This window comes from Marinobacterium rhizophilum, assembly GCF_024397915.1.
Lineage (GTDB): Bacteria > Pseudomonadota > Gammaproteobacteria > Pseudomonadales > Balneatricaceae > Marinobacterium_A > Marinobacterium_A rhizophilum_A.
Window position 1 is genome coordinate 1,451,177 of record NZ_CP073347.1, and the last position, 20,557, is coordinate 1,471,733.

The 20,557-nt window shown below is 61.2% G+C and carries 19 protein-coding genes and 1 pseudogene; 7 read left to right on the forward strand and 13 right to left on the reverse strand.

Annotated elements, in window-relative coordinates; genetic code table 11:
• Positions 1-76 precede the first annotated feature (76 nt).
• Positions 77-649 (forward strand): Smr/MutS family protein, encoded by a 573-nt coding sequence (locus KDW95_RS06410; protein ID WP_255855456.1) that lies wholly within the window; start codon positions 77-79, stop codon positions 647-649.
• Between the two features lie 44 nt (positions 650-693).
• On the forward strand, positions 694-1,236 hold the full coding sequence (gene folE / locus KDW95_RS06415; RefSeq protein ID WP_255855457.1) for a GTP cyclohydrolase I FolE: 543 nt from the start codon (positions 694-696) through the stop codon (positions 1,234-1,236).
• A gap of 30 nt (positions 1,237-1,266) precedes the next feature.
• Here folE and KDW95_RS06420 read toward each other — a convergent pair whose 3' ends face one another.
• The 3 genes from KDW95_RS06420 to KDW95_RS06430 all read right to left on the reverse strand — a co-directional run bounded on the left by KDW95_RS06420 (position 1,267) and on the right by KDW95_RS06430 (position 4,102).
• On the reverse strand, positions 1,267-2,184 hold the full coding sequence (locus KDW95_RS06420; protein WP_255855458.1) for a patatin-like phospholipase family protein: 918 nt from the start codon (positions 2,182-2,184) through the stop codon (positions 1,267-1,269).
• A complete protein-coding gene (locus KDW95_RS06425; protein WP_255855459.1) occupies positions 2,181-3,035 on the reverse strand; it encodes a DUF4892 domain-containing protein in 855 nt (284 codons plus the stop codon). Before KDW95_RS06425 ends, KDW95_RS06420 begins: the two co-directional genes overlap by 4 nt.
• A gap of 209 nt (positions 3,036-3,244) precedes the next feature.
• Positions 3,245-4,102: an alpha/beta fold hydrolase gene (locus KDW95_RS06430; RefSeq protein ID WP_255855460.1), complete on the reverse strand. Its 858-nt coding sequence runs from the start codon at positions 4,100-4,102 to the stop codon at positions 3,245-3,247.
• A gap of 81 nt (positions 4,103-4,183) precedes the next feature.
• On the opposite strand from KDW95_RS06430, the gene KDW95_RS06435 reads away from it, so the two are divergent.
• The gene (locus tag KDW95_RS06435) at positions 4,184-6,070 is read left to right on the forward strand and encodes a PglL family O-oligosaccharyltransferase (protein ID WP_255855461.1); all 1,887 of its coding nucleotides are present in this window, start codon (positions 4,184-4,186) and stop codon (positions 6,068-6,070) included.
• A gap of 100 nt (positions 6,071-6,170) precedes the next feature.
• Here the strand turns inward: KDW95_RS06435 and sixA are convergent, their stop codons facing one another.
• The 4 genes and pseudogenes from sixA to dinG form a co-directional block, all read right to left on the reverse strand.
• Positions 6,171-6,629, reverse strand: a complete 459-nt coding sequence (gene sixA, locus KDW95_RS06440; protein WP_255855462.1) for a phosphohistidine phosphatase SixA — start codon at positions 6,627-6,629, stop codon at positions 6,171-6,173.
• 45 nt (positions 6,630-6,674) lie between these two features.
• Positions 6,675-7,685: an NAD(P)H-dependent glycerol-3-phosphate dehydrogenase gene (locus tag KDW95_RS06445; RefSeq protein WP_255855463.1), complete on the reverse strand. Its 1,011-nt coding sequence runs from the start codon at positions 7,683-7,685 to the stop codon at positions 6,675-6,677.
• A 432-nt stretch (positions 7,686-8,117) separates the two neighbouring features.
• Positions 8,118-9,410: pseudogene (gene rhlB, locus KDW95_RS06450) on the reverse strand (ATP-dependent RNA helicase RhlB); the annotation flags it as partial.
• A gap of 20 nt (positions 9,411-9,430) precedes the next feature.
• Positions 9,431-11,554 (reverse strand): ATP-dependent DNA helicase DinG, encoded by a 2,124-nt coding sequence (gene dinG, locus KDW95_RS06455; protein WP_255855464.1) that lies wholly within the window; start codon positions 11,552-11,554, stop codon positions 9,431-9,433.
• A gap of 129 nt (positions 11,555-11,683) precedes the next feature.
• Here dinG and lexA point away from each other — a divergent pair, with 129 nt between their 5' ends.
• Positions 11,684-12,307, forward strand: coding sequence for a transcriptional repressor LexA (gene lexA, locus KDW95_RS06460; RefSeq protein ID WP_304941577.1), 624 nt, complete (start codon positions 11,684-11,686; stop codon positions 12,305-12,307).
• The gene (locus KDW95_RS06465) at positions 12,304-12,756 is read left to right on the forward strand and encodes a cell division inhibitor SulA (RefSeq protein WP_255855466.1); all 453 of its coding nucleotides are present in this window, start codon (positions 12,304-12,306) and stop codon (positions 12,754-12,756) included. The genes lexA and KDW95_RS06465 overlap by 4 nt, the downstream gene beginning before the upstream one ends.
• 57 nt (positions 12,757-12,813) lie before the next feature.
• Here KDW95_RS06465 and KDW95_RS06470 read toward each other — a convergent pair whose 3' ends face one another.
• The 3 genes from KDW95_RS06470 to topA form a co-directional block, all read right to left on the reverse strand.
• The gene (locus KDW95_RS06470) at positions 12,814-13,059 is read right to left on the reverse strand and encodes a hypothetical protein (protein ID WP_255855467.1); all 246 of its coding nucleotides are present in this window, start codon (positions 13,057-13,059) and stop codon (positions 12,814-12,816) included.
• A gap of 92 nt (positions 13,060-13,151) precedes the next feature.
• A complete protein-coding gene (locus tag KDW95_RS06475; RefSeq protein WP_255855468.1) occupies positions 13,152-13,676 on the reverse strand; it encodes a DUF6586 family protein in 525 nt (174 codons plus the stop codon).
• A gap of 21 nt (positions 13,677-13,697) precedes the next feature.
• Positions 13,698-16,337 (reverse strand): type I DNA topoisomerase, encoded by a 2,640-nt coding sequence (topA, locus tag KDW95_RS06480; RefSeq protein ID WP_255855469.1) that lies wholly within the window; start codon positions 16,335-16,337, stop codon positions 13,698-13,700.
• A gap of 187 nt (positions 16,338-16,524) precedes the next feature.
• Here topA and KDW95_RS06485 point away from each other — a divergent pair, with 187 nt between their 5' ends.
• Entirely contained in the window at positions 16,525-17,247 is a 723-nt protein-coding gene (locus KDW95_RS06485; protein WP_255855470.1) for a DNA topoisomerase I, read from the forward strand.
• A gap of 66 nt (positions 17,248-17,313) precedes the next feature.
• Here the strand turns inward: KDW95_RS06485 and KDW95_RS06490 are convergent, their stop codons facing one another.
• The gene (locus tag KDW95_RS06490) at positions 17,314-17,544 is read right to left on the reverse strand and encodes a DUF1653 domain-containing protein (protein ID WP_255855471.1); all 231 of its coding nucleotides are present in this window, start codon (positions 17,542-17,544) and stop codon (positions 17,314-17,316) included.
• A gap of 11 nt (positions 17,545-17,555) precedes the next feature.
• Positions 17,556-18,065, reverse strand: coding sequence for a hypothetical protein (locus KDW95_RS06495; RefSeq protein ID WP_255855472.1), 510 nt, complete (start codon positions 18,063-18,065; stop codon positions 17,556-17,558).
• A 93-nt stretch (positions 18,066-18,158) separates the two neighbouring features.
• Here KDW95_RS06495 and KDW95_RS06500 point away from each other — a divergent pair, with 93 nt between their 5' ends.
• Positions 18,159-18,599 carry a universal stress protein gene (locus KDW95_RS06500; protein ID WP_255855473.1) on the forward strand — a complete coding sequence of 147 codons (441 nt, stop codon included), beginning with the start codon at positions 18,159-18,161 and terminating at the stop codon, positions 18,597-18,599.
• Between the two features lie 53 nt (positions 18,600-18,652).
• On the opposite strand, the gene KDW95_RS06505 is transcribed toward KDW95_RS06500, so the two are convergent.
• On the reverse strand, positions 18,653-20,536 hold the full coding sequence (locus KDW95_RS06505) for an ATP-binding cassette domain-containing protein (protein ID WP_255855474.1): 1,884 nt from the start codon (positions 20,534-20,536) through the stop codon (positions 18,653-18,655).
• Between the last annotated feature and the right edge of the window lie 21 nt (positions 20,537-20,557).

Consider the following 20,557-nt stretch of genomic DNA (forward strand, 5'->3'; position numbering starts at 1 on the left):
ACCACAGCGCTCAGACCCAGAATCCACAGCGGTGCTCCAAAGGCGCCTATGTTAATGAAAATATTGAAGTGACGCCATGTCGGACCACAAGCTTCCCGCTGATGACGCAGCGATTTCGTTTGAAAACCTGATGCAGGATGTGGATCGCCACCAGCACGACCGTGCCGATATCGGCCGCGCCGCCGCCGATCCGCAGACCCTGAACTACAAGCGCGCTGCCGCCACCCGCGAAACGCGCCAGGTGATCGACGGCCTGTCCAGCGAGGCCGCCGAGATCGTCGAGTCCAGCGATGAACTGCTGTTTGCCGCTCCCGGTGTCCAGATCGGCCTGATGAAACGCCTGCGCAAGGGGCATATCCCCTGGGAGCAGGGGCTCGATCTGCACGGCATGACGGTAGACCAGGCCCGCGAAGAACTGTGCACCTTCATTCACGACGGTCTGCGGCAACAGGCACGGGTTGTCCTGGTGGTACACGGCAAGGCCTATTCCCAGGCCGGCGCCTACCCGATCCTCAAGTCACTGGTGAATGACTGGCTGCGCCAGCTTCACGGCGTCATGGCCTTCTGTTCGGCCCAGCCCAAGGACGGCGGTACCGGTGCACTCTACGTGCTGCTCAAACGCAAGAGCAGCAAAAGTGGTTTACCCTGATAACTGAGAACAGCGACTGTTGAAACTGATTCCGGGGGCAAACCATGGAAAATGAATTCACAAGGATTATCGCAGCGCTCGGGGAGGACGTTACACGGGAGGGGCTCAAGGACACGCCGGCCCGCGCCGCCAAAGCCATGAAATTCCTGACCCGCGGCTACGCACAGTCGCTGGAAGAAGTGGTCAATGGCGCTCTTTTCCCGTCGGACAACAGCGAGATGGTGCTGGTCAAGGACATCGAACTGTATTCCCTGTGCGAGCACCACCTGCTGCCCTTTATCGGCAAGGCCCATGTGGCCTACATCCCCCAGGGTCGCGTAATCGGACTTTCCAAGATTGGGCGCATTGTCGACATGTTCGCACGCCGCCTGCAAATTCAGGAAAACATGACCCAGCAGATTGCCGAGGCCATTATGCAGGTCACCCAGGCCGCCGGCGTGGGCGTCGTCATCGAAGCTCAGCACATGTGCATGATGATGCGTGGCATCGAAAAACAGAACGCCAGCATGAAAACATCCATGATGCTGGGATCCTTTCGCGACAGCCCCGCCACACGCAACGAGTTCATGTCACTCATCCGCTCCTGAACCGGCCACCCTTGCAGCAAAACGTTCAGGTCAGGACGTCAGCGTCAGCCGACCCTCTTCCATGGCCGCCAGGCGCTCCCGGGCGATATGGCGCCCCACCTCGATCATTTCCGCGGCGCGGTGAAACTCGTAAAAGCTGCATGTTTCCTTGGGAATGGTAATGCTCAGATCCGGCGGGTAGCCGGCAATCTTGTATTCACTGAGCGAGCTCTGCATCGCCTCAACCGAGCTGAGCAAAATATCCAGGCGCCCCCCAAAGCGTTCCTTCACGGACCCGCTGGTGGCGGCTGCATCATCCTGGGCCCCTGCTTCAACATCCAGGGGCTGGTCATCACCGTGACCACTGCGCTCAAGAAACGCATTGTGGGGCATCTTGACCACGGGCAGGCGAAACCGACTGGTGTTCAGGTCCACCGCGACAATGATATCGGCATGGGCCGCCACCGTCGGGATTATGGGCAACGGGTTCAGTACACCACCATCCACCAGCACGCGACTCTCCGTCACCACCGGCGTGAAAAAGCCGGGCACTGCCGCCGACGCCCGAATGGCGCTCATGAGAGAACCCTTCTGAAACCAGACTTCCTTCTGATGGGACAAGTCCGTCGCCACGGCAGTAAAGCTCAACGGCAGGCTTTCGATATCGGGATCCCCCGCCAGCTCCCGCAGCCTGGCAAACACGCGGTCCCCCCGAATGGCACCGCGACTGAAAGTCACGTCCATCAGCCGCAGAATATCGATCCGCTTGAGGCTCTTGACCCAGTCACGGTAGGACTCCAGCGCACCGGCGGCGTACATGCCTCCAACCAGCGCCCCCATCGAACTGCCCGCAATCGCCTTGATATGATAACCGCGGCGCAGCAGCTCCTCGATCACTCCAATATGGGCGTACCCGCGCGCACCACCGCTACCCAGCGCCAGGGAAACACTCACCTTGCGTTCCATCATGGCTCGACCTGGCGGATCACGACCAGCGCCCCCGCTCTGCCGGCAAGCACGGAGGGCACCAGCGGCCCAACGCCAAAGGCCTGCACCGTTTCAAAGCCGGCACTGCGTACCCCCGCTTCGATTTGCCGCGCCAGCAGGCCGGACTGTGCCAGTGTTTCTTCCGCGCCGCGGCCCTGCTGATGCACCACCAGCCAGAATGCCTGCCCCGGCTCAAACTCCGCCAGCAACTGCACGACCGGATCCACCACATCCAGCGGCGCGGCCGGATCGAAAGGCAGGGCCGCGTAGCCTTCCACCTTCAGCTGCTGTACCAGTTCGCTACCGCCCGCCGCCGAGACCACATCGAGCTGCAGATAGACACGCCTGTTGCCCCGCTGCACGGCGTAAAGCGCCAGGTAATCCGCTCCCAGGCGCGCCGCCATATAAAACTGGGTGCGATCCAGACCATAGAGCTGGGCAATGCCAAAGAAGTCGTTGGCCCAGTAGTGGCTGCTGCCACAGTCGCGCCCGGTGCACTGAAACAGCACCTCGGCACCATGAGCCATCAACTGATCCCGGAAGTGCTCGAAGGCATCCGCTGACTGATGGGACTCCGGAATGCGGTAGGTAATGCGCGTCAGCTGGCCATCCAGCGCCTTGCGCTTGTCAGCAACGACAATATTATTGGCCTTCTTAAGCTCGGACAGCATCAACAGATACTCGGGTGTCGGTCCCTGCTGGTAGCTTTCAATCCAGGACAGCGGGAAACGCTTGAGCAAGCCATAGTCGGCAGCCCCCTCCACATCGGACTGCGCCGCTACAACACAGGACAGCAACAGGCCGGCCAACAACAAGCAGGTATTTCTCAGCACGGTCAGACTCCATTCACGTGATCACACAGACCGGTTCAGGACGGCCACTAAAGCACCCGCTAGCCACAGGCTAGGCAACACAGGCGCATTTCAGACGACGACTGTCATCAATCAAACTCAAAGCCTGACACCTGGCCATGACTCCACAAGACCAGCAACAACAGGGTGTCGCCACAGGCCCACACCTTAAAACGAATCCACAGACCGCTTCAATGACTGCCCGCTTCGCGCAAGCTATTGATAATCAGTGTAGCAATCTCTGCCGCGGCACCGGGCTCCAGATGCAAATGATGATTGCCGGCCAGTACATGCAGGCGCGCATCGCGCAGTAGCGGCAACAGGCGCTGCATGCGCGCAGGGTCGATACCCCCGGTTCCCAGCACCAGCTCAACCGGCGCCCTGACCCGTAGCAGAAAAGCCTCGACCTGTGCCTCAGAGAATCGTACCACCGACGGCAGCATCAGGGCCGGATCACTGCGCCAGCGCCAGCCACCACTGCACCGTTCCAGCCCCCGCTCCACCAGCCAGCGTGCCGCTTCCGGGCTAACCGGCCAGCGTCCATTGATGCGTGCGGCAACGCCCTGCTCAAAGGTCTCGTAGGGCCGCAGCGTCCTGCGTTCCATACGCTTGTGCCTGGCCAGCGCCTCGGCCATCAGTTCAGGCAGCTCCCGAGCCTCGTACACCAGCGGCGCCAGGCCTTCGATCAGGAACAGCCGTGCCACCCGCTGGGGCGCACAGGCCGCCAGCATCATGGCGACCCCGGCCCCCATGGAGTGCCCCAGCAGACTGAAACGCTCCAGTTCCAGCTGATCGGCGACGGCCAGCACATCCGCAATATTGTCCCAGATGTAGTAGGGCGTACCGGCAGGCCGATGCCCCGATTCACCATGACCGGCCAGGTCAATGGCAATCAGGCGCACCGCGGGCAAACGCGGCGCCAGCTGCATGAAGGTCGCCGCGTTATCCAGCCAGCCATGCAGCGCCAGTACGGGCACCGCATCCGGATCGCCCCATTCCATGACCGCCAGCCGGCGACCACTGACCTCAAAGCTCCAGCTCTTGTACATTCCTAAACCTTTGTATTACTCAGTGCCCCCAGCATAGCGAAATGCGTTACCATCACCTAGCCATTCAGCAAGGAAAGCCCCATGTCGCTTGATACCGGCGCCACGCGCACCCCCGCTTTCACCTTTCGCCTTGAACGGGATCCCTCATTGCAGCGCCCGCAACGGCTGTTTTTCATGCTGTTCAGCCTGCTGGCCCTGGTTGCACCACTGTACTACCAGCAGAATCTTGGTGGTGAGGGCCTCTATCTGCCCTATAACGCCAGTACCTGGATCGCAGCGCTACTGCTCACCGCAGCAGGCCTGCTGCTGGCCATGCGCCGCCACTCGCTGGTCACGCCAAACTACGGACTCGCCCTCTGTGCCTTACCCGCAGGACTGCTGATCAGCGGCTTTGTCACCGGCATTGGCAACCCGTCCGAATGGCTGCTGCGACTGGGGTACGTGCTGGGCGGCTTCGGATTCTTTATTGCCCTGTTTCAATTTCGCCTGCAGCGCCAGCATCAGGACATGGCACTGGTACTGGTCCTTTGCGGCATCATGCTGCAGGCACTGATTGGCTGGATTCAGCTGCAACAGCTGCCTTTTTTTAGCGCCCTGGTGCCGATCGCCAGCAGCAGCCAGCCCATCGCGATCTTTCAGCAGGTCAACCTGACGGCGAGCTACCTGGCCACCGGCCTGCCCCTGGCGATCTACCTTGCAACCCGCCCTGGCGCCCTGCACGCGCCCTGGCTCATTCGCATCCTGCCGTATTGCGGTCTGGTCTTGTGCAGCGGTGTATTGCTGGCCACCGGCTCCCGCGTCGGCTTGCTCGGCGGCGCCCTGGGCCTGCTGCTGGCGCTAGCCGGCCGGCGCAGCTTCCTGATCAGGCACAAGGGCGTTGCCCTGGCGCTGAGCCTGTCGCTGCTGCTGGGTTCCGGCTTTCTGCTGTCAGACAAGGTTGAGAAGGGGTCGTCGGCGGCACTGAACAAGATCGAGCGCTTGCAACAGGGCGGGCAGGCGGACGTGCGCTTTTCGGTCTACGAAATTTCGCTGGATACCATCGCCAATGCACCCCTGTTTGGCCATGGGCTGGGCAGCTTCCAGTCAGCCTGGCAAGAGGAACGCGGCGAGTTTCAGGACCGGCACCCGGAACTGGATATAGGGCCGCGCTATTCCCACCCACACAACGAACTGCTGTTCTGGCTGGTCGAGGGCGGCCTGGTGGCCGTGGCCGGTATTCTTATCTGTGCGGGCACGGTGGCCTGGCGGCTGGTGCGCCTGGGCTCAGAGCGCGGCTTGCTGCTGGCGGGCATGCTGCTGCCCATCGTGCTGCATACCCAGGTTGAGCTGCCGTTTTACATCTCGTCGCCGCACTGGTTCCTGCTGCTGTTCCTGCTCTACCTGACCTTCAGCCAGCGCCCGGCAAGCCTCAATCTCAAGCTGTCCCAGGCCGCCCGCGGCCTCTGTACCGGCCTGTTGCTGCTGCTGCCGGTGCTGGGCGCCACCTTCCTGCTGCATACCCTCGTCGCCAATGCCGGTATCGTCAATTACATGAAAAACCGCGGCCAGCAGAGCGCATTCCTGCAGCCGGCGATTCACAACCTGTACTTTTCGGGCCATGCCACCTACATGATGATGAAGGAATCCCTGCTGATCGGCTACCGCCTGGACGACAAGCAGCGCTCCGCAGGCTTTATCGCCTGGGCCAACGATTACCTGCAACGCACCCCCGACACTCAGCTGTTCTATGACCTGGCCGGCGCCTATGTGCATATCGGCGATCATCGGCGTGCACAGCAGGCACTGGAGCGCGGACTCTACATCTACCGGCACAACAAGCGCCTGGAGCAGGCGCTGCTGTCCCTAAAGGCAGGAGACATCGACAGCTATCTGAAAGGCCTGGCCGAACAGCATGCTGAACGCAGCGCCCAGCCGTCAGAAGCGCTGCACGGCAGCTCAGTTCAGACTGCACAGGGCGAGACCCCGTAAGCGAGACAGTGCCCGACGCAAACGGGCCTTGCATGATCCGAAAAGCAAAGCCCCCTGTGCACATGCCAATACCGGCATGCCCACAGGGGGTTGCGAAAAATCAGACGTTAAACTTGTTGATCAGCTTTGCCATTCCTGCGGCGGGCCAGTCGAGCTCGAGCACCGCGAGCGAGCCGGGATCCATGGGCTCGGCGTAACGGGCATCACCTGACACCAGGGTCGACACCAGGTTTCCCAGCAACGGCTGATGCGCCACCAGCAGCAGACCCTGCCACGGCAGCTGCTCAAGCTGCGCCAACGCCTCGACCACCGCTGATTCGGGGACAAAACCGCTATTGGCCTCCAGGGTCGGCACCTGCAACATGCTGGCGGCAAGGGCCGCGGTTTGCCGCGCCCGCAGGTACGGGCTTGATACGATGGCCGTGACACCCTCGAGCTGATCCTTGTGCACCGCCAGCATCGTTTTCACTGCCGCCGTACCGGCCGGCGTCAGGCTGCGCTGCGCATCGCTTGGTGCATCCCAGCCCGCCTCGCCGTGACGCATGATAAAGAGTTTCATCCCAAACCTCCGCCCGCCGGCATGCATCCCGCCATTCGGTAATCGTTAGCCGCGTGGCAACACGAACTCGACATCGCTGCTCTGCTCGTTCAGCATCAGCATTTTCGCCACGGCAGCCGCCGGTGCGTGATTGAACACCACCTCGTAGAGGCCCGCCACCAGGGGCATATAGATACCCAGCTGGTCCGCCTTGTCCTTGACGCGATGCAGCGTGTTCACTCCCTCCGCAACTTCCCCCAGTGCCTCAACCGCCTGTTCCAGGCTCTTGCCTTCGCCGAGCGCGAACCCGACACGGTAGTTGCGTGACAGCGGTGACATGCAGGTGACGATCAGGTCACCGACCCCGGCAAGGCCAAGGAAGGTCAGCGGATTGGCTCCCATGCTGACGGCAAAGCGGCTCATTTCGGCCAGGCTGCGGGTCATCAGCATGCTGCGGGTGTTTTCCCCCATGCCCAGCGCATTGCTCATGCCCGCGGCGATGGCATAGATATTTTTCAGCGCGCCACCAAGCTCGACACCGTACATGTCAGTACTGGCATAGACGCGGAAATAGGCCGTGTGCAGTGTTTTCTGCACGCGCTCGCGCAACTCTTCATTCTCGCTGGCAATCACCGTGGCGGTCAGCTGCTGCGCCGCCACTTCCTTGGCCAGATTGGGGCCGCTCAAGACCCCGATACGGGCATCCGGCAGCTCGTCACCGAGGATCTCGCTCATCAGGCTGAAGGTCTCTGCCTCGATACCCTTGGTGGTACTGACGACCATTTGCCCGGGCTGCATGTAAGCGCTGGCCTCCTGTACCACGGCACGAAAGCCGCCACTGGGAATGGCCACAAAGACCAGTTCGGCCCCCTCCAGCGCCGTCGCCAGGCTGGCGTGCGCCTCCAGCGACGCGGCCAGCGCATAGCCCGGCAAATACTTGCTGTTCTCGCGATTTTGACGGACGTTCTCGACCTGCTGCGCATCGCGCATCCAGAGTCGGACCTGAATGCCCTTCTCTGCCATGATGTTGGCCAGCACAGTACCAAAGCTGCCGCCGCCCAACACGGTAACTCGCATCCCGCCGTTCATCAATCAACACTCCCTAACAGATGGATCGAGGCCGCGCCTCTTTGCAGTGCACGCCTGGCGTCAGCGGCGCAAGGCCCAGCCGACGCCCTGCCGCATTCAGGCGCCCGGCGTTGGCCTTGACGCCGCCTCGTCAGCCACAGCGTCCGCCTTTGACGCCTCAGCTTCTTCCTTTTCTGCCGCTGCCGGCTCGGCGGTATCAGTAACCGTTTCTTTCACCTCGGCAGCCTCAGGCAGGGCCGCTGCTTCCTCTGCTTCTGCCGCGCCCTGCTCCGTCGTTGCAGGCACCTCTGCTGCATCTGACGGCGCCGCTGCAGGAGCTGGTTCCTGCACAGATGCTGTAGCCGCCTCTTCAGACTGAGGTTGAACGTCGGATTCCGCGTCCGGTGCCTCGGCGGGCGCCGCAACCGGCATCACGTCGAGCAGCAGTTCCGGCTCGGGGTGCAGGCAGTTCATCTTGACGCCGGTTTCGACTTCGATTTCCGGGATCAGGAAGGAGTCGTTTTCACAGGCGAAGCACACCGAAGCCCCGGTGGCACCGGCACGACCGGTACGACCAATGCGGTGCACATAGTCTTCCGGGTCTTCCGGCAGCTGGTAATTGATGACATGGGTCACACCGTCGATATGGATGCCACGGCCGGCCACATCGGTCGCCACCAGCACCTGGATCTTGCCGTTGCGGAAATCTTCCAGGGTACGCAGGCGCTTGTTCTGCGGAATCTCGCCGGACATCAGCGCCGCACGCAGACCGTCCTTCTCCAGGCGTTCGGCCAGGGCACGGGTTTCATGACGACGGTTGCCGAACACAATCACCTTTTCGATACCGTTGACACGGATATAGTTGCGCAGCAGGCGATACTTCTGGCTGCTGGAGACCAGGAACACGGTCTGGCTGATGTTGTCCGTGGTCTTGCGATCGGACTCGATCTCCACTCGCACCGGGTCCACAGTCCACTGCTGCGCCAGGCTCATGATGTCGTCCGAGAAGGTCGCGCTGTACAGCAAGGTCTGACGATCCTCACCCTTGCGCGGCGTCTGGCGGATGATGGTTCGTACATCGGGAATAAAGCCCATGCTCAGCATGCGGTCCGCTTCATCCAGCACCAGTACCTCAACGTTGTACAGATCCACATCCTTGGAACGCACGAAATCGATCAGGCGCCCGGGCGTTGCCACCAGGATGTCCACCGGGCGTTCGGCCAGCTGGGAGCGCTGATTCTCGTAGTCCATGCCGCCCACCAGTGCCACCACGCTGATATCGGCGTACTTGCCCAGATCCACGCCATCGGAGGCAATCTGCAGCGCAAGCTCGCGGGTCGGCGCCACGATCAGCACGCGGGGCTCACCCAGGCGGCGCTCTTCTGCCAGCGGGAAATCGATCAGGTCGGTGATAATGCCCGTCAGGAAGGCCGCGGTCTTGCCGGTACCGGTCTGGGCCTTGCCAATAATGTCCTTGCCGGCAAGGGCTGACTCAAGCGTCGCCGCCTGAATCGGTGTGCAGTACTGGTAACCCAGGTCCTGCACTGCGTGCAGCACGGCATCCGGCAGGTTGAAGTCGTGAAAACGCGACTTGCCTTCCTCTGCCGGCACCACGAAATCGGCCGGTGACCACTTCTGCACCTTGGGTGCGCTGCGCGGACGGGAGCCACCGCGCTTGCGGGAAGAACCACGGGACGAACGTCTGCGCTTGTTGCTTTTATCGTCGTTATTCAAAGTGAAACCTTAAGATGCTGTTAGTTCAGTTTGCGCCTGAAAGGTGGCAACGCATCCAGCAGCTGCCTGCCATAACGTTTGGTAACCACTCGGCGATCAAGCAAAATAATATTGCCGCTATCCTGTTCTGTTCTGAGCAGCCGCCCTACCGCCTGTGTAAGCCGCATGGATGCCATCGGCACACTCCAGTCGATAAAGGCATTGCCGCCCTGGCGTTCAATCCACTCTGCCATGGTCGCGTCCACCGGATCATCCGGCACGCTGAAGGGCAGCTTGGCAATAATGACTTCGGTCAGGTAGTCACCGGGCAAATCGACCCCTTCTGCGAAAGACGCCAGGCCAAAAATGATGCTCCGCGCCCCCTTGTCGATTGCCGAACGGTGCTGCTGCAGTATTTCGTTCTTCGAAAACTGCCCCTGGGACAGAATCGTATTCTTAATGGAATCATCAAGTTGTTCAAGCACAGTGCGCATCTGACGCCAGGAACTGAACAACACCAGGGTTGCTCGGGCCTCGGGGAGCCGCCTGGCCAGAAAATCCGCCACCTCGCTGGTATGCGCCTCGGGATTGGACGGATCGGCCTGCATCGGAGGCACCCAGAGCTCGGCACAGCGCTGGTGATCGAAGGGGCTTTGCAAGCGCTCGCAGGGACTGTCTGGCGGCAGGCCCAGATCCACCAGCACACGATCAAAGTGCCCCAGGGCGGTCAGTGTGGCCGAGGTCACGACGGCACCGTAACAGTGCTGCCAGAGGTGTTCGCTCAGGGTCGTTGCCGCCGACACCGGGCTACTGCGGCACTCGAAATCCATGCCATCAGGAAGCTCAATCACGTTAATCCAGCGCGCCGTGGGCGAAGCCCCCTCGGGGTCCGGGTTGCGGTAGGAGCGCACCAGCGCATGGATTGACTGCATGCGCGCCAGCAGCATCCCGGTCTGCGGATACCAGCGCTCGGCCGCGTCCTTTTCGATTTCCGGAATGCCGCCATCAATGGCTTCTTTGAGCAGCTCGACGATCTGTTCAAACTTGACCACCGCCTTGTCGGCCACCAGGGCCAGGTCACCCGCCTCGATTCGCAACGCCTCTGGCAGTTGCCCGTTGGGGAAGCGAAAGCGATCCGATTTCGGGCTGCCATTGGATTCGGTCAGCAGCGCGCGCAGCGTGCGCTGAAAGCTCTCGAGACACTGGTTCAAATCGACAAAAGGCTGCGCCAGCCGGGATACATAGGTACTGAGCACCTGGTGTTCGCCACAGTCGACTCGCATCTTTTCCAGCTGCCGTGTCGCCGTCGAGAGCCAGCGGAGGCTTCCCGCCACCCGCATGCTGTAGGAAAAATGACCGATCGCCTTGGCCGCCAGGTGATGACCCTCGTCGAACACATAGATGCTGTCGGTCGGGTCCGGCAGAATGGCGCCGCCACCGAGCGCCAGATCCGCCATCACCAGGTCATGATTGGCGATCACCACCTCCGCCTGGTCCAGCGACTCGCGCGCCCGGTAAAACGGGCAGGCACTGAAGTTGTGACAGCGGCGGTTGGTACACTGCAAATGATCACTGGTCAGCGGGTGCCACAGCTGATCCTCCAGTTCACGCTTGAGGTTGTCCCGGTCACCATCCCAGCGCCCGGAGGCAAACTCATTCAGCAAATCCCGATACAGCCCCAGGTCGGCCTCATCAAGCTTGTGAACCTGTTCGTCTTCGTACAGCGCAATCTGCCCCATGGCCTCCTGGCTATCGAGCATGCGCTCGGCCTTGCTGATGCACAGGTAGCGCCCGCGCCCCTTCGCCAGGCTGACCTTCACCGGCAGCTGTGCATGCAGTGCGATATCAGGCAGGTCCTTGTACAGCAGCTGTTCCTGCAGCGCCACGGTGGCCGTTGAGAGCACCAGTTTCTTGCTGGCAGCCTTGGCTATCGGGATGGTGCCCAGCAGGTAGGCCAGTGTTTTGCCGGTACCGGTGCCGGCCTCGACCAGCACCACATGCCGCTCGGACTGACGCACACCGCTGGCGTCGGCTTCAACGCCGCCAATGACCCGGGCCACGGCTCCCACCATCTGGCGCTGCCCATAGCGCGATTTCAGGCCCTTGGCATCGAGAAATGCCCGGTAGGCCTGCTGAATCTGTTGTTTGAGGTCCTCGGTAAGCAACGCGACATCCGGATCAGCTGAGACAGGAGCCGCGATTCTAGCAAAACACTGGATATATCAACAGAATTTGCTTTACGGGATTAAGCTACTGTATATACTTACACCCACTGTATAAAACAACAGGTCAATATGATGAAACTGACTCGCCGACAAACGGATGTGCTCGAGTGCATCAAGCAGCATATCGAAACCACCGGCTACCCGCCCACGCGGGCCGACATTGCGCGCGAGCTGGGTTTCAAATCCGCCAATGCCGCCGAAGAACACCTCAAGGCACTGGCTCGCAAGGGTGCCATCGAAATCATACCGGGCACGTCCCGCGGCATTCGCCTACCCGACCTTGGGCTTGAGGCCGCCAACGAAAGCCTGCCTATTGTTGGCCAGGTGGCAGCGGGCTCCCCCATCCTCGCCCAGCAGCACATCGAGGATCATTGCACCATCTCGGCCGACTTTTTCCACCCCCAGGCACACTACCTGCTGCGGGTAAAAGGCCAGAGTATGCGCAACATCGGCATCATGGACGGCGACCTGCTGGCCGTGCACCAGTGCCAGGAAGTTCGCAATGGTCAGATTGTGGTGGCACGCATTGGCGACGAAGTGACCGTCAAACGCTTCAAACGCGAGAAAAACCGGGTCTACCTGATCGCGGAAAACGAAGACTTCGCTCCGATCGAGATCGATCTCAAGGAGCAGGAAATTTCCATTGAAGGCCTGGGGGTCGGTGTCATCCGCCGCGGAGGAGAGCCACTATGAACCTCGCACCCGCAGCCAAAGTACGGCGTACCCTGCTGCAACACAAACGCCCTGGCCTGGATCGCACCGAACCGCGCGCACCCCGGGCCGGCAACCTGACCGAGATCATTACACATGATACTGACCTCTCCAGCATGCCGCTGCTGATGCCCCTGCTGGCCCAGCTGAGCCGGGATGACCGCTGGTTTGCCTGGGTCGCACCGCCTGCCCTGCTGCCAAAGACACTGCTGACTGACGCCGGCATCGACCTTGGCAAGGTGATACTGCTGCAGCCAGACAGCACGCACAGCGTTTTTGATCTGGCACGCCGCGCGCTTGGCGCCGGCACCTGCCATGCCGTCATATCCTGGCCGGGATACCTGTCGGAGTTTGAACTCAAGGCTCTGGAACAGGCAGCCGCCTGCGGCGATAGCCACGGCATTCTGATTCGGGGCCGTGAACAGGCCTGAGCATTATGGTCAGGCCCACTGCCAACAGGGAAGAAGCTTTGCCTGAGCAAAGCGGTGCTAGTGGATCACGGGCGGCCTGAGCACATCCGCCTCGGCTTCGCGCTGGCGCACTCCCGCCTCTGCTACCAGCTGAACGCCGGCGGACAGCATGATCTTGGCGATATTGATGCGCTCGTCGCCCAGCGTGCTCGCAAGCTCGTCGGAAAAGCGCAGCTTCAGCAAGGGTTCATCCGTTTCGCTGGCGCGGCGCACAACAATGTCGCCCGACTCCAGCATGACAATTTCCAGTACCGTATCTTTCATTCGATCCTTTCTACAGAGTCCAAAGTTGCGGCGACAGTCACCGGGCGGGCAGGTGCACAGCCTGCATTAACACGACCGGCACCGACAGATACTCACCATTCCTGCATACCGGCCCGCAGCCGTTCTGCCAGCTGCGCCAGGTCGCGATACCATTGGCGACACTGCTGCGGCGTGACCTGAGCTTCCGCCCCTCCGCCACCCAGCTGCACCAGGGATATCTCGGACTGGCTCGACGCAGCCGCATTCGCAGTGCGCACCTCAGTCCCGGACTGCCAGCAGGCCTCGTACGCGCTGCGCAGGCAACGCAGCCAACTGCCCTCAGCCTGCTCCAGCGAGGCAAGCTCGGTGCGCTCGGGCGACTGCAGCGCCGCCCGCTCGAACAAGGCATCCAGGTCAGCGAATTGCTGCACCTTGGCAGCGTCCAGTCGGTAGTGATGTGCAATCTCGCGCAGCAGGGCACCATAGGCCGACACCAGCTGAAACAGCACCCCTTCCTGGGCACACTCAAGCCGGGCCTGGCGACTCCAGCCGGTCGACTCGTCAGCTTGCGCCAGCTGTTCCAGCTGCAGCTGAACAAAGTTCAGCTTCTGACTGGTTCGGGTTACAAATACGCTCATCAAACCTGCTCCAGCGACAGCCTACTTGGATTTCTTGGCCTTTTCTTCCACCACCCAGCGACCACCGTCAAAGTAGGCGCGCCAGCCGGTGGCCTTGCCTTCGACTTCAGTCATCACGTACTGCTCCTTGGTCTTGCGACTGAAGCGCACCAGGGTCGGGTTGCCATCCCCATCCGCCACCGGGGCATCAAACAGAAAAGTGTACTTGGGATCGATCTCATCCTTGTGCGGCAACAGCTCCCTGATTTTGGGCGGCCGCGTTTCCCGGTTCTTCGGAAACTGACTCGCGGCCAGGAAGAGCCCGCTGGCACCGTCACGCAGAATGTAGGTGTCGTCCACTTTTTCGCACTGCAGTTCGGGCATCGGCACCGGGTCCATTTTCGGCGGTGCAGCTTCGCCGCTTTTCAGCAGCTTGCGGGTATTCTTGCATTCGCTGTTTGAGCAACCGAAATACTTGCCGAAGCGACCGGTTTTCAGCTCCATCTGGGCGCTGCACTTGTCACACTCGATGGTGGGCCCTTCGTAGCCCTTGATCCGGTAGCTGCCATGCTCGACTTCAAAGCCATCACAATCCGGGTTGTTGCCACAAACGTGCAGCTTGCGCGACTGGTCGATCAGGTAGGAATCCATCGCCGCGCTGCATTTGACGCAACGGTGCTTCTTGCGCAGCAGGCGTGATTCAGCCTCGTCATCCGCATCCTCGCTGATCACCTCGTCACCGGACACCAGGTTGATGGTCTCCTTGCAGCGCTCCTTGGGCGGCAATGCGTAGCCGGAGCAGCCCAGGAACACGCCGGTACTGGCGGTGCGGATCATCATGACCCGGCCACAGACCGGACAGGGGATATCGGTTTCCGTCGGCGTGTTGGGGCGCATGCCGCCCTCTTCGCTGCGCGACTCCGCCAGCTTCTGCACGAAGCCGGCGTAGAAACCGTCAAGCACCTGTTTCCAGTTCTTGTCGCCACTGGCGACATCATCCAGCGCTTCTTCCATGCGCGCGGTAAAACTGAAGTCCATCAGATCGGTAAAGTTTTCCGTCAGGCGCTCGGTAACAATATCGCCCATTTTCTGGGCATAAAAGCGTCGATTCTGCACTTCAACATAACCGCGATCCTGAATCGTGGAAATGATCGCCGCATAGGTCGAAGGACGGCCAATGCCCCGCTTTTCCAGCTCTTTGACCAGGCTGGCTTCGGTATAGCGTGGTGCAGGCTTGGTAAAGTGCTGCTTGGGATCGAGCAGCTCCAGTGCCAGGGTCTGGCCGGCCTTCAGATCCGGCAGAATCACGTCTTCGTCATTCTTGCCCTTGGCCGGCAACACCCGGGTGAAGCCGTCAAATTTCAGAATGCGGCCGCGCGTACGCAGTTCGAAATCCCCGGCGCTCACCTGCACCCGGGTACTCAGGTACTCCGCGGGCCTCATCTGGCACGCCAGGAACTGGCGCCGAATAAGGTCGTACAGACGCTCGGCGTCTCGTTCCATGTTGGTCAGCGCCGTTGCCTCGATGCTCACATCGGACGGCCGGATGGCCTCATGGGCTTCCTGCGCGCCTTCCTTGCTGCTGTACACCACCGGCGCATCGGGCAGGTACTTGCTGCCGAAGGCATCGCCGATGTATTCGCGGCACTGCGCCACCGCATCGCTGCTCAGGTTGGTGGAGTCGGTACGCATATAGGTGATGTAACCGGCCTCATACAGCCGCTGAGCCATCATCATGGTTTTCTTGACGCCAAAGCCCAGGCGGGTGCTGGCCGCCTGCTGCAGCGTGGAGGTGATATAAGGCGCACCCGGCTTGGTCGTGGTCGGCTTGTCTTCCCGCTTGACGACCTCGTAGGTCGCGCCTTCCAGCAGTTTTACCGACGCACTGGTTTGCGCTTGCGACACCGGCCTGAACGCCTGGTCCTTGTAACGGGTCACCTGGAGGCGCACAGCCGCCTTGTCGCTGGTGCGGGTATCGGCGTGCAGCTCCCAGTATTCTTCCGGCACAAAGGCACGGATCTCGCGCTCGCGCTCGACGACAAGCCGGGTCGCAACCGACTGCACCCGCCCTGCGGACAGGCCACGGGCAACCTTTTCCCACAGCAGCGGCGACAGCATGTAACCCACGACACGATCGAGAAAGCGTCGCGCCTGCTGAGCATTGACCCGCGCCAGGTCAAGCTCGGAGGGCTGTTCAAACGCCGATTTAATGGCCTTCTTGGTGATTTCGTTAAAAACCACCCGACGGTAACGGGAGTCATCCCCGCCGATAGCCTCGCGCAAATGCCAGGCGATCGCCTCCCCTTCGCGGTCCAAGTCGGTCGCGAGATAGATTTCGTCGGCGTTTTCGGCCAGACGTTTCAGTTCTTCAACGACCTTTTCCTTGCCCGGCAGAATTTCGTAGTGCGCCGCCCAGCCGTTATCTGGATCAACGCCCATGCGGCCGATGAGCTGTTCCCTGGACTTGCGCTCCTTGTAGACCGCCTTGTCCTCGGGCGACATCTTGCGTGTGAGCGCCGCCTGGCGCGCACGCTCCTTGGGATCACTTTTGGTTGCGGTTCCGCTGGTCGGAAGATCGCGAATATGGCCTACGCTCGACTTAACGACATACTGGCTGCCGAGGTATTTGTTTATCGTCTTGGCCTTAGCCGGAGACTCGACGATAACGAGAGACTTTCCCATAAAATAATGTTCCTTGGCGCGGAATCGGCTGACTGAATCAGCGTGCATATATAAGTGCTGACATTGCGGGGGTCAAGCAAAGCGAAGAAAAAGCTGCTTTTTTGGCCCCTATCGGGGCAGAACGCTGCATCAGATGAAAAAAGCTTCTGTTACACTTTATAATTCAGCGAGTTAATAACCAACCCCCATGGCGCTCATGCTGCACGACAACCTCCTCATACTCATCATAATCGCCGTTGTCGGACTCCTGGCCCTGATCGGCAGCCATATCATTAGCCAGCGGGAACAGCAGGCCCGCAAACAGGCCGCCCGGGTCAAGTGGCTTGGCCAGCAGGCCGAACACGGCATCAACGCCCTGGGGATTCTGCGGGCCTGCGGCTGCAAGCCCGAGATTATCGAGCGCATTGAGACCCAGGTGGCTGCGCGGCTCGGCGAAATGGCCGCCCTGACACCGGACAACCCGCTGCTCACCACCCTGAACGGCCAGAAACAGAACGCGGATCGCGCCACATCCGCTGCCGCTGCGCTCAACAGCGACCGCGCCATCAAGCGCGCCTCCATCTACATTAACTATGCCCGCGAACTGCTGGCGGACATGGCTCAGACCAACAGCCTGTCTCCCGCGCTGGCCAAGAGCTACGCCCAGGAGCTGCACTGGCTGAATGTGTCGATCATCGCCACGGCACACCTGAGCCAGGGCCAGAAAAGCATTGGCCTGCAGGACAAGCCCGCCGCCCTGTCACACCTCAAGCACGCCAAGGCCGTACTGACCCGCGCCATGGTGCCGCAGCAGTTCAAGCAGGAGCGCCTGGCGCAGATCCAGACCCTGCTCGACAGCCTCGAACCCAGGCCCCAGCGCCCGGACGGCACCCTGGCCGACAACCTGGACGCCTACTTCAAGGATAACTAACGCCAGCACGGCCTGGCCGGCAGCGCTTGTGAACGCCTCTTCAAGAACCACCGAAACAGCCCGGTGTCAGAGCTCGCCGATACGGGCAAAGCGGGCCACCGGCTCACCGGCAGGCCCCTGCACGGTTTCAACAAACATGGCCAGCGGTCGCACCCAGAGCCCGCCTTCGCCATAGCAGGGCCGATACACCACCAGCCACTCCTCGGTTTCGGAATGGCGTGCACAGCCCACCACTTCGTACTCGCTGCCCTTGTAGTGCCGATAGCGCCCTGGCTGCGGCTGTTGCGATTCGTTCACTTTAACCTCCTTCAAAATCCCTGACTGGCAATGCGCTGCAGGGCGGCCCTGATGGTTTCCAGCGCGTCCACCCCGCCGCGTTCGCGCCAGAATGCCGAAACATGTATCGGTGTCGATTCCAGCGCCACCACATCCTCGGGCAGCGCCGGCAGCAGATCCGCCAGCGTTGCGAGCTGGGCTGGCGTCAAGACCCCCTCGCCCTGCTTCCAGCTCCAGCCGTCCGGCAAGCCGTCACAGGCCAGGGAACGAAGCCGGAACACCTGCCAGGGCACCAGACGCTCACGCTGGGCGGCACTGAGGCCGCTGCGCTGCTGCCGGTAGGCGGCACGCTCATATTCTTCTTCCTCGAACTCGCCGGTCGCCCGCGGCGCCGTCAGTCGCACCAGCTGCACATGCAGCCCCAGGGTACGGGCCTTGCTGCGCAACAGCGCCTGGGCCTTTTCCCGCGGCGATGGCATGGCCCACATCATCGAGCCCACCAGCGACAGCATGATCAGTACGATTATTCCCCACGTCCACATAAAAGCCCCGCACCCTGCTGAATGTTTGAGTGCCCGATTGCCGGGTCACTATGCTAATCTCAAGTTAACTAAACCAGATGGAAACCTTTGATCATGAGTGCTTATAAACGAATCTTGCTGGCTGTTGACCTGTCTGAGGAATCAGATCAGCTGATCGACAAGACCTGCGAGATCGCCGAGCGAAATAATGCAGAGCTGAGCCTCATTCATGTGATCGAGCCACTGAGCTTTGCCTATGGCGGCGATGTCCCCATGGATCTGACAACCATCCAGGAGCAGCTCGACGATCATGCCCGCGTCAAGCTTGACGCCTTTGCCGCCCGTCTCAGTCACCCGACGACACACAGGTTTATCGTCAGCGGCCATACCGAATCAGAAATTCATCGCCATTGCGACGAGCAGGACATTGACCTGGTCATCGTGGGCAGCCATGGCCGTCATGGCCTGTCGCTGCTGCTGGGATCAACCGCCAACGGCGTGCTGCACGGCGCCCGCTGCGACGTCCTGGCCATCCGCGTGCAACCCGCCAAATAACCCAAGCCCCCGACCCGGCGCAATGCCGCGCCGGGGACTCAGGCCCTGCCGCATTATTCCTGCAGGGCTTCCAGCTCGACCCAGCGCTCCATCAGGCCCTCGACCACCTTTTCCTGCTGCGCAAACGCATCCAGCCCGGCCTGGACCTGGTCCTGACCCTGCCCGTAGAAGCCACCATCGGAGATCACCGCCTGCAACTCGGCCAGCTTTGCCTCAGCCGCTTCCAGCTGGGCCGGCAGCCCATCCAGCTCGCGCTGCAGCTTGTAGCTCAGTTTGCGTGCCGCCTTGGGCGCGCCTTCCTTTGCCAGCACCGGCTTGTCTGCCTTGCCCCTGGAAGCCTGAGCGACAGCCGGCTGCGGCCGCTGGCGCAGCCAGTCGTGATACCCGCCGACGTATTCGGTGATACGGCCCTGACCTTCAAATACCAGGGTACTGGTCACTACGTTGTCGAGAAAGGCACGGTCATGACTGACCAGCAGCACGGTGCCGGTAAACTCCAGCAGGATTTCTTCCAGCAATTCGAGTGTTTCGACATCCAGGTCGTTGGTCGGCTCATCGAGCACCAGCACGTTGGCCGGCTGGCTGAACAGTTTCGCCAGCAGTACCCGGTTGCACTCACCGCCCGACAGCGCCTTCACCGGCGTGCGGGCACGCTCGGGTGCAAACAGGAAGTCGCTCAGGTAGCTGATGATATGGCGATCCTTGCCGTTGATGCTGATGCTTTCCCGCCCCTGGGAGATGTTGTCGATAACCGTTTTTTCCATATCGAGCTGGCCACGCAGCTGATCGAAATAGGCCACTTCAACCTTGGTACCCTGATTCACCTGACCGCTGTCCGGCGCCTGCTCACCCAGCACCAGCTTGAGCAAACTGCTCTTGCCGATACCGTTGGGACCAATCAGGCCGATACGGTCGCCGCGGTTGATGGTCAGCGACAGGTTATCGACCAGGGTTCGGCCATCGTACCCCAGGGACACGCCCTTGAGTTCTGCCACCAGCTTGCCGGAGCGCTGTGCCGTTTCGAGGCCGAACTTGGCAGAGCCCTGGCGATTACGCCGCTCGGACCGCTCCCTGCGCAGGGCTTCGAGCGCCCTTACCCGACCTTCATTGCGGGTGCGGCGTGCCTTGATACCCTGGCGAATCCAGACTTCTTCCTGCGCGAGCTTCTTGTCGAACTCGGCATTATGACGCGCCTCTTCGGCCAGCATCTGTTCCTTGCGCACCTTGTACTGGCTGTAGCTGCCCGGGAAAGACACCAGCTTGCCGCGATCGATCTCGACAATGCGCGTCGCCAGGGATTCCACCAGAGAACGGTCATGGGAAATAAACAACAGGCCGCCGCGGAACTCCTTCATCTGCTGCTCGATCCATTCGATGGTCTCGATGTCCAGATGGTTGGTCGGCTCATCCAGCAGCAACAGGTCCGGCTCCTGCACCAGCGCGGCACCAAGCGCAGCACGACGGCGCCAACCACCGGACAGTTCGGACATCAGCCGGTCCTCCGGCAGGCCCAGACGCTCCATCACGCGCTGTACCTTCTGCTCCAGGTGCCAGCCGTCCACGGCTTCGATCTGCTGCTGCAACACATCGAGCTTGGCCATGGTACGCTCGTCATGTTCCATGACCAGTGCGTCATAGCGCTGGCGCATCTCAACGATTTCGCCCAGACCGCTCATCACCACATCCCGCACCTTGCGCTCGTCCGCCGCTGGCAATGCCTGGGGCAGCTCCGCGATACGGCACGCCGGATCCACCCAGAATTCGCCGCCATCGGCCTGTAACTGGCCACCGATCAGTTTCAGCAGCGTTGACTTGCCGGCACCGTTAAGCCCGACCAGCGCCACCCGTTCACCAGGGTCAATCTGAAAACCGACTTGGTCCAGCAATGCCCTGGTACCAAAGGCGATGGAAATATTGTCAAGTCGTATCAGCGGCATAATGTATGTATTCGGCTCATT

What these genes read in the sequence shown, in the direction of transcription:
- KDW95_RS06410 (WP_255855456.1), top strand. Translation starts at nt 77, where the DNA reads ATGTCGGACCACAAGCTTCCCGCTGATGACGCAGCGATTTCGTTTGAA.
- folE (WP_255855457.1), top strand. Translation starts at nt 694, where the DNA reads ATGGAAAATGAATTCACAAGGATTATCGCAGCGCTCGGGGAGGACGTT.
- KDW95_RS06420 (WP_255855458.1), bottom strand. Translation starts at nt 2,184, where the DNA reads ATGATGGAACGCAAGGTGAGTGTTTCCCTGGCGCTGGGTAGCGGTGGT.
- KDW95_RS06430 (WP_255855460.1), bottom strand. Translation starts at nt 4,102, where the DNA reads ATGTACAAGAGCTGGAGCTTTGAGGTCAGTGGTCGCCGGCTGGCGGTC.
- KDW95_RS06435 (WP_255855461.1), top strand. Translation starts at nt 4,184, where the DNA reads ATGTCGCTTGATACCGGCGCCACGCGCACCCCCGCTTTCACCTTTCGC.
- sixA (WP_255855462.1), bottom strand. Translation starts at nt 6,629, where the DNA reads ATGAAACTCTTTATCATGCGTCACGGCGAGGCGGGCTGGGATGCACCA.
- KDW95_RS06445 (WP_255855463.1), bottom strand. Translation starts at nt 7,685, where the DNA reads ATGCGAGTTACCGTGTTGGGCGGCGGCAGCTTTGGTACTGTGCTGGCC.
- lexA (WP_304941577.1), top strand. Translation starts at nt 11,684, where the DNA reads ATGATGAAACTGACTCGCCGACAAACGGATGTGCTCGAGTGCATCAAG.
- KDW95_RS06465 (WP_255855466.1), top strand. Translation starts at nt 12,304, where the DNA reads ATGAACCTCGCACCCGCAGCCAAAGTACGGCGTACCCTGCTGCAACAC.
- KDW95_RS06470 (WP_255855467.1), bottom strand. Translation starts at nt 13,059, where the DNA reads ATGAAAGATACGGTACTGGAAATTGTCATGCTGGAGTCGGGCGACATT.
- KDW95_RS06475 (WP_255855468.1), bottom strand. Translation starts at nt 13,676, where the DNA reads ATGAGCGTATTTGTAACCCGAACCAGTCAGAAGCTGAACTTTGTTCAG.
- topA (WP_255855469.1), bottom strand. Translation starts at nt 16,337, where the DNA reads ATGGGAAAGTCTCTCGTTATCGTCGAGTCTCCGGCTAAGGCCAAGACG.
- KDW95_RS06485 (WP_255855470.1), top strand. Translation starts at nt 16,525, where the DNA reads ATGGCGCTCATGCTGCACGACAACCTCCTCATACTCATCATAATCGCC.
- KDW95_RS06495 (WP_255855472.1), bottom strand. Translation starts at nt 18,065, where the DNA reads ATGTGGACGTGGGGAATAATCGTACTGATCATGCTGTCGCTGGTGGGC.
- KDW95_RS06500 (WP_255855473.1), top strand. Translation starts at nt 18,159, where the DNA reads ATGAGTGCTTATAAACGAATCTTGCTGGCTGTTGACCTGTCTGAGGAA.
- KDW95_RS06505 (WP_255855474.1), bottom strand. Translation starts at nt 20,536, where the DNA reads ATGCCGCTGATACGACTTGACAATATTTCCATCGCCTTTGGTACCAGG.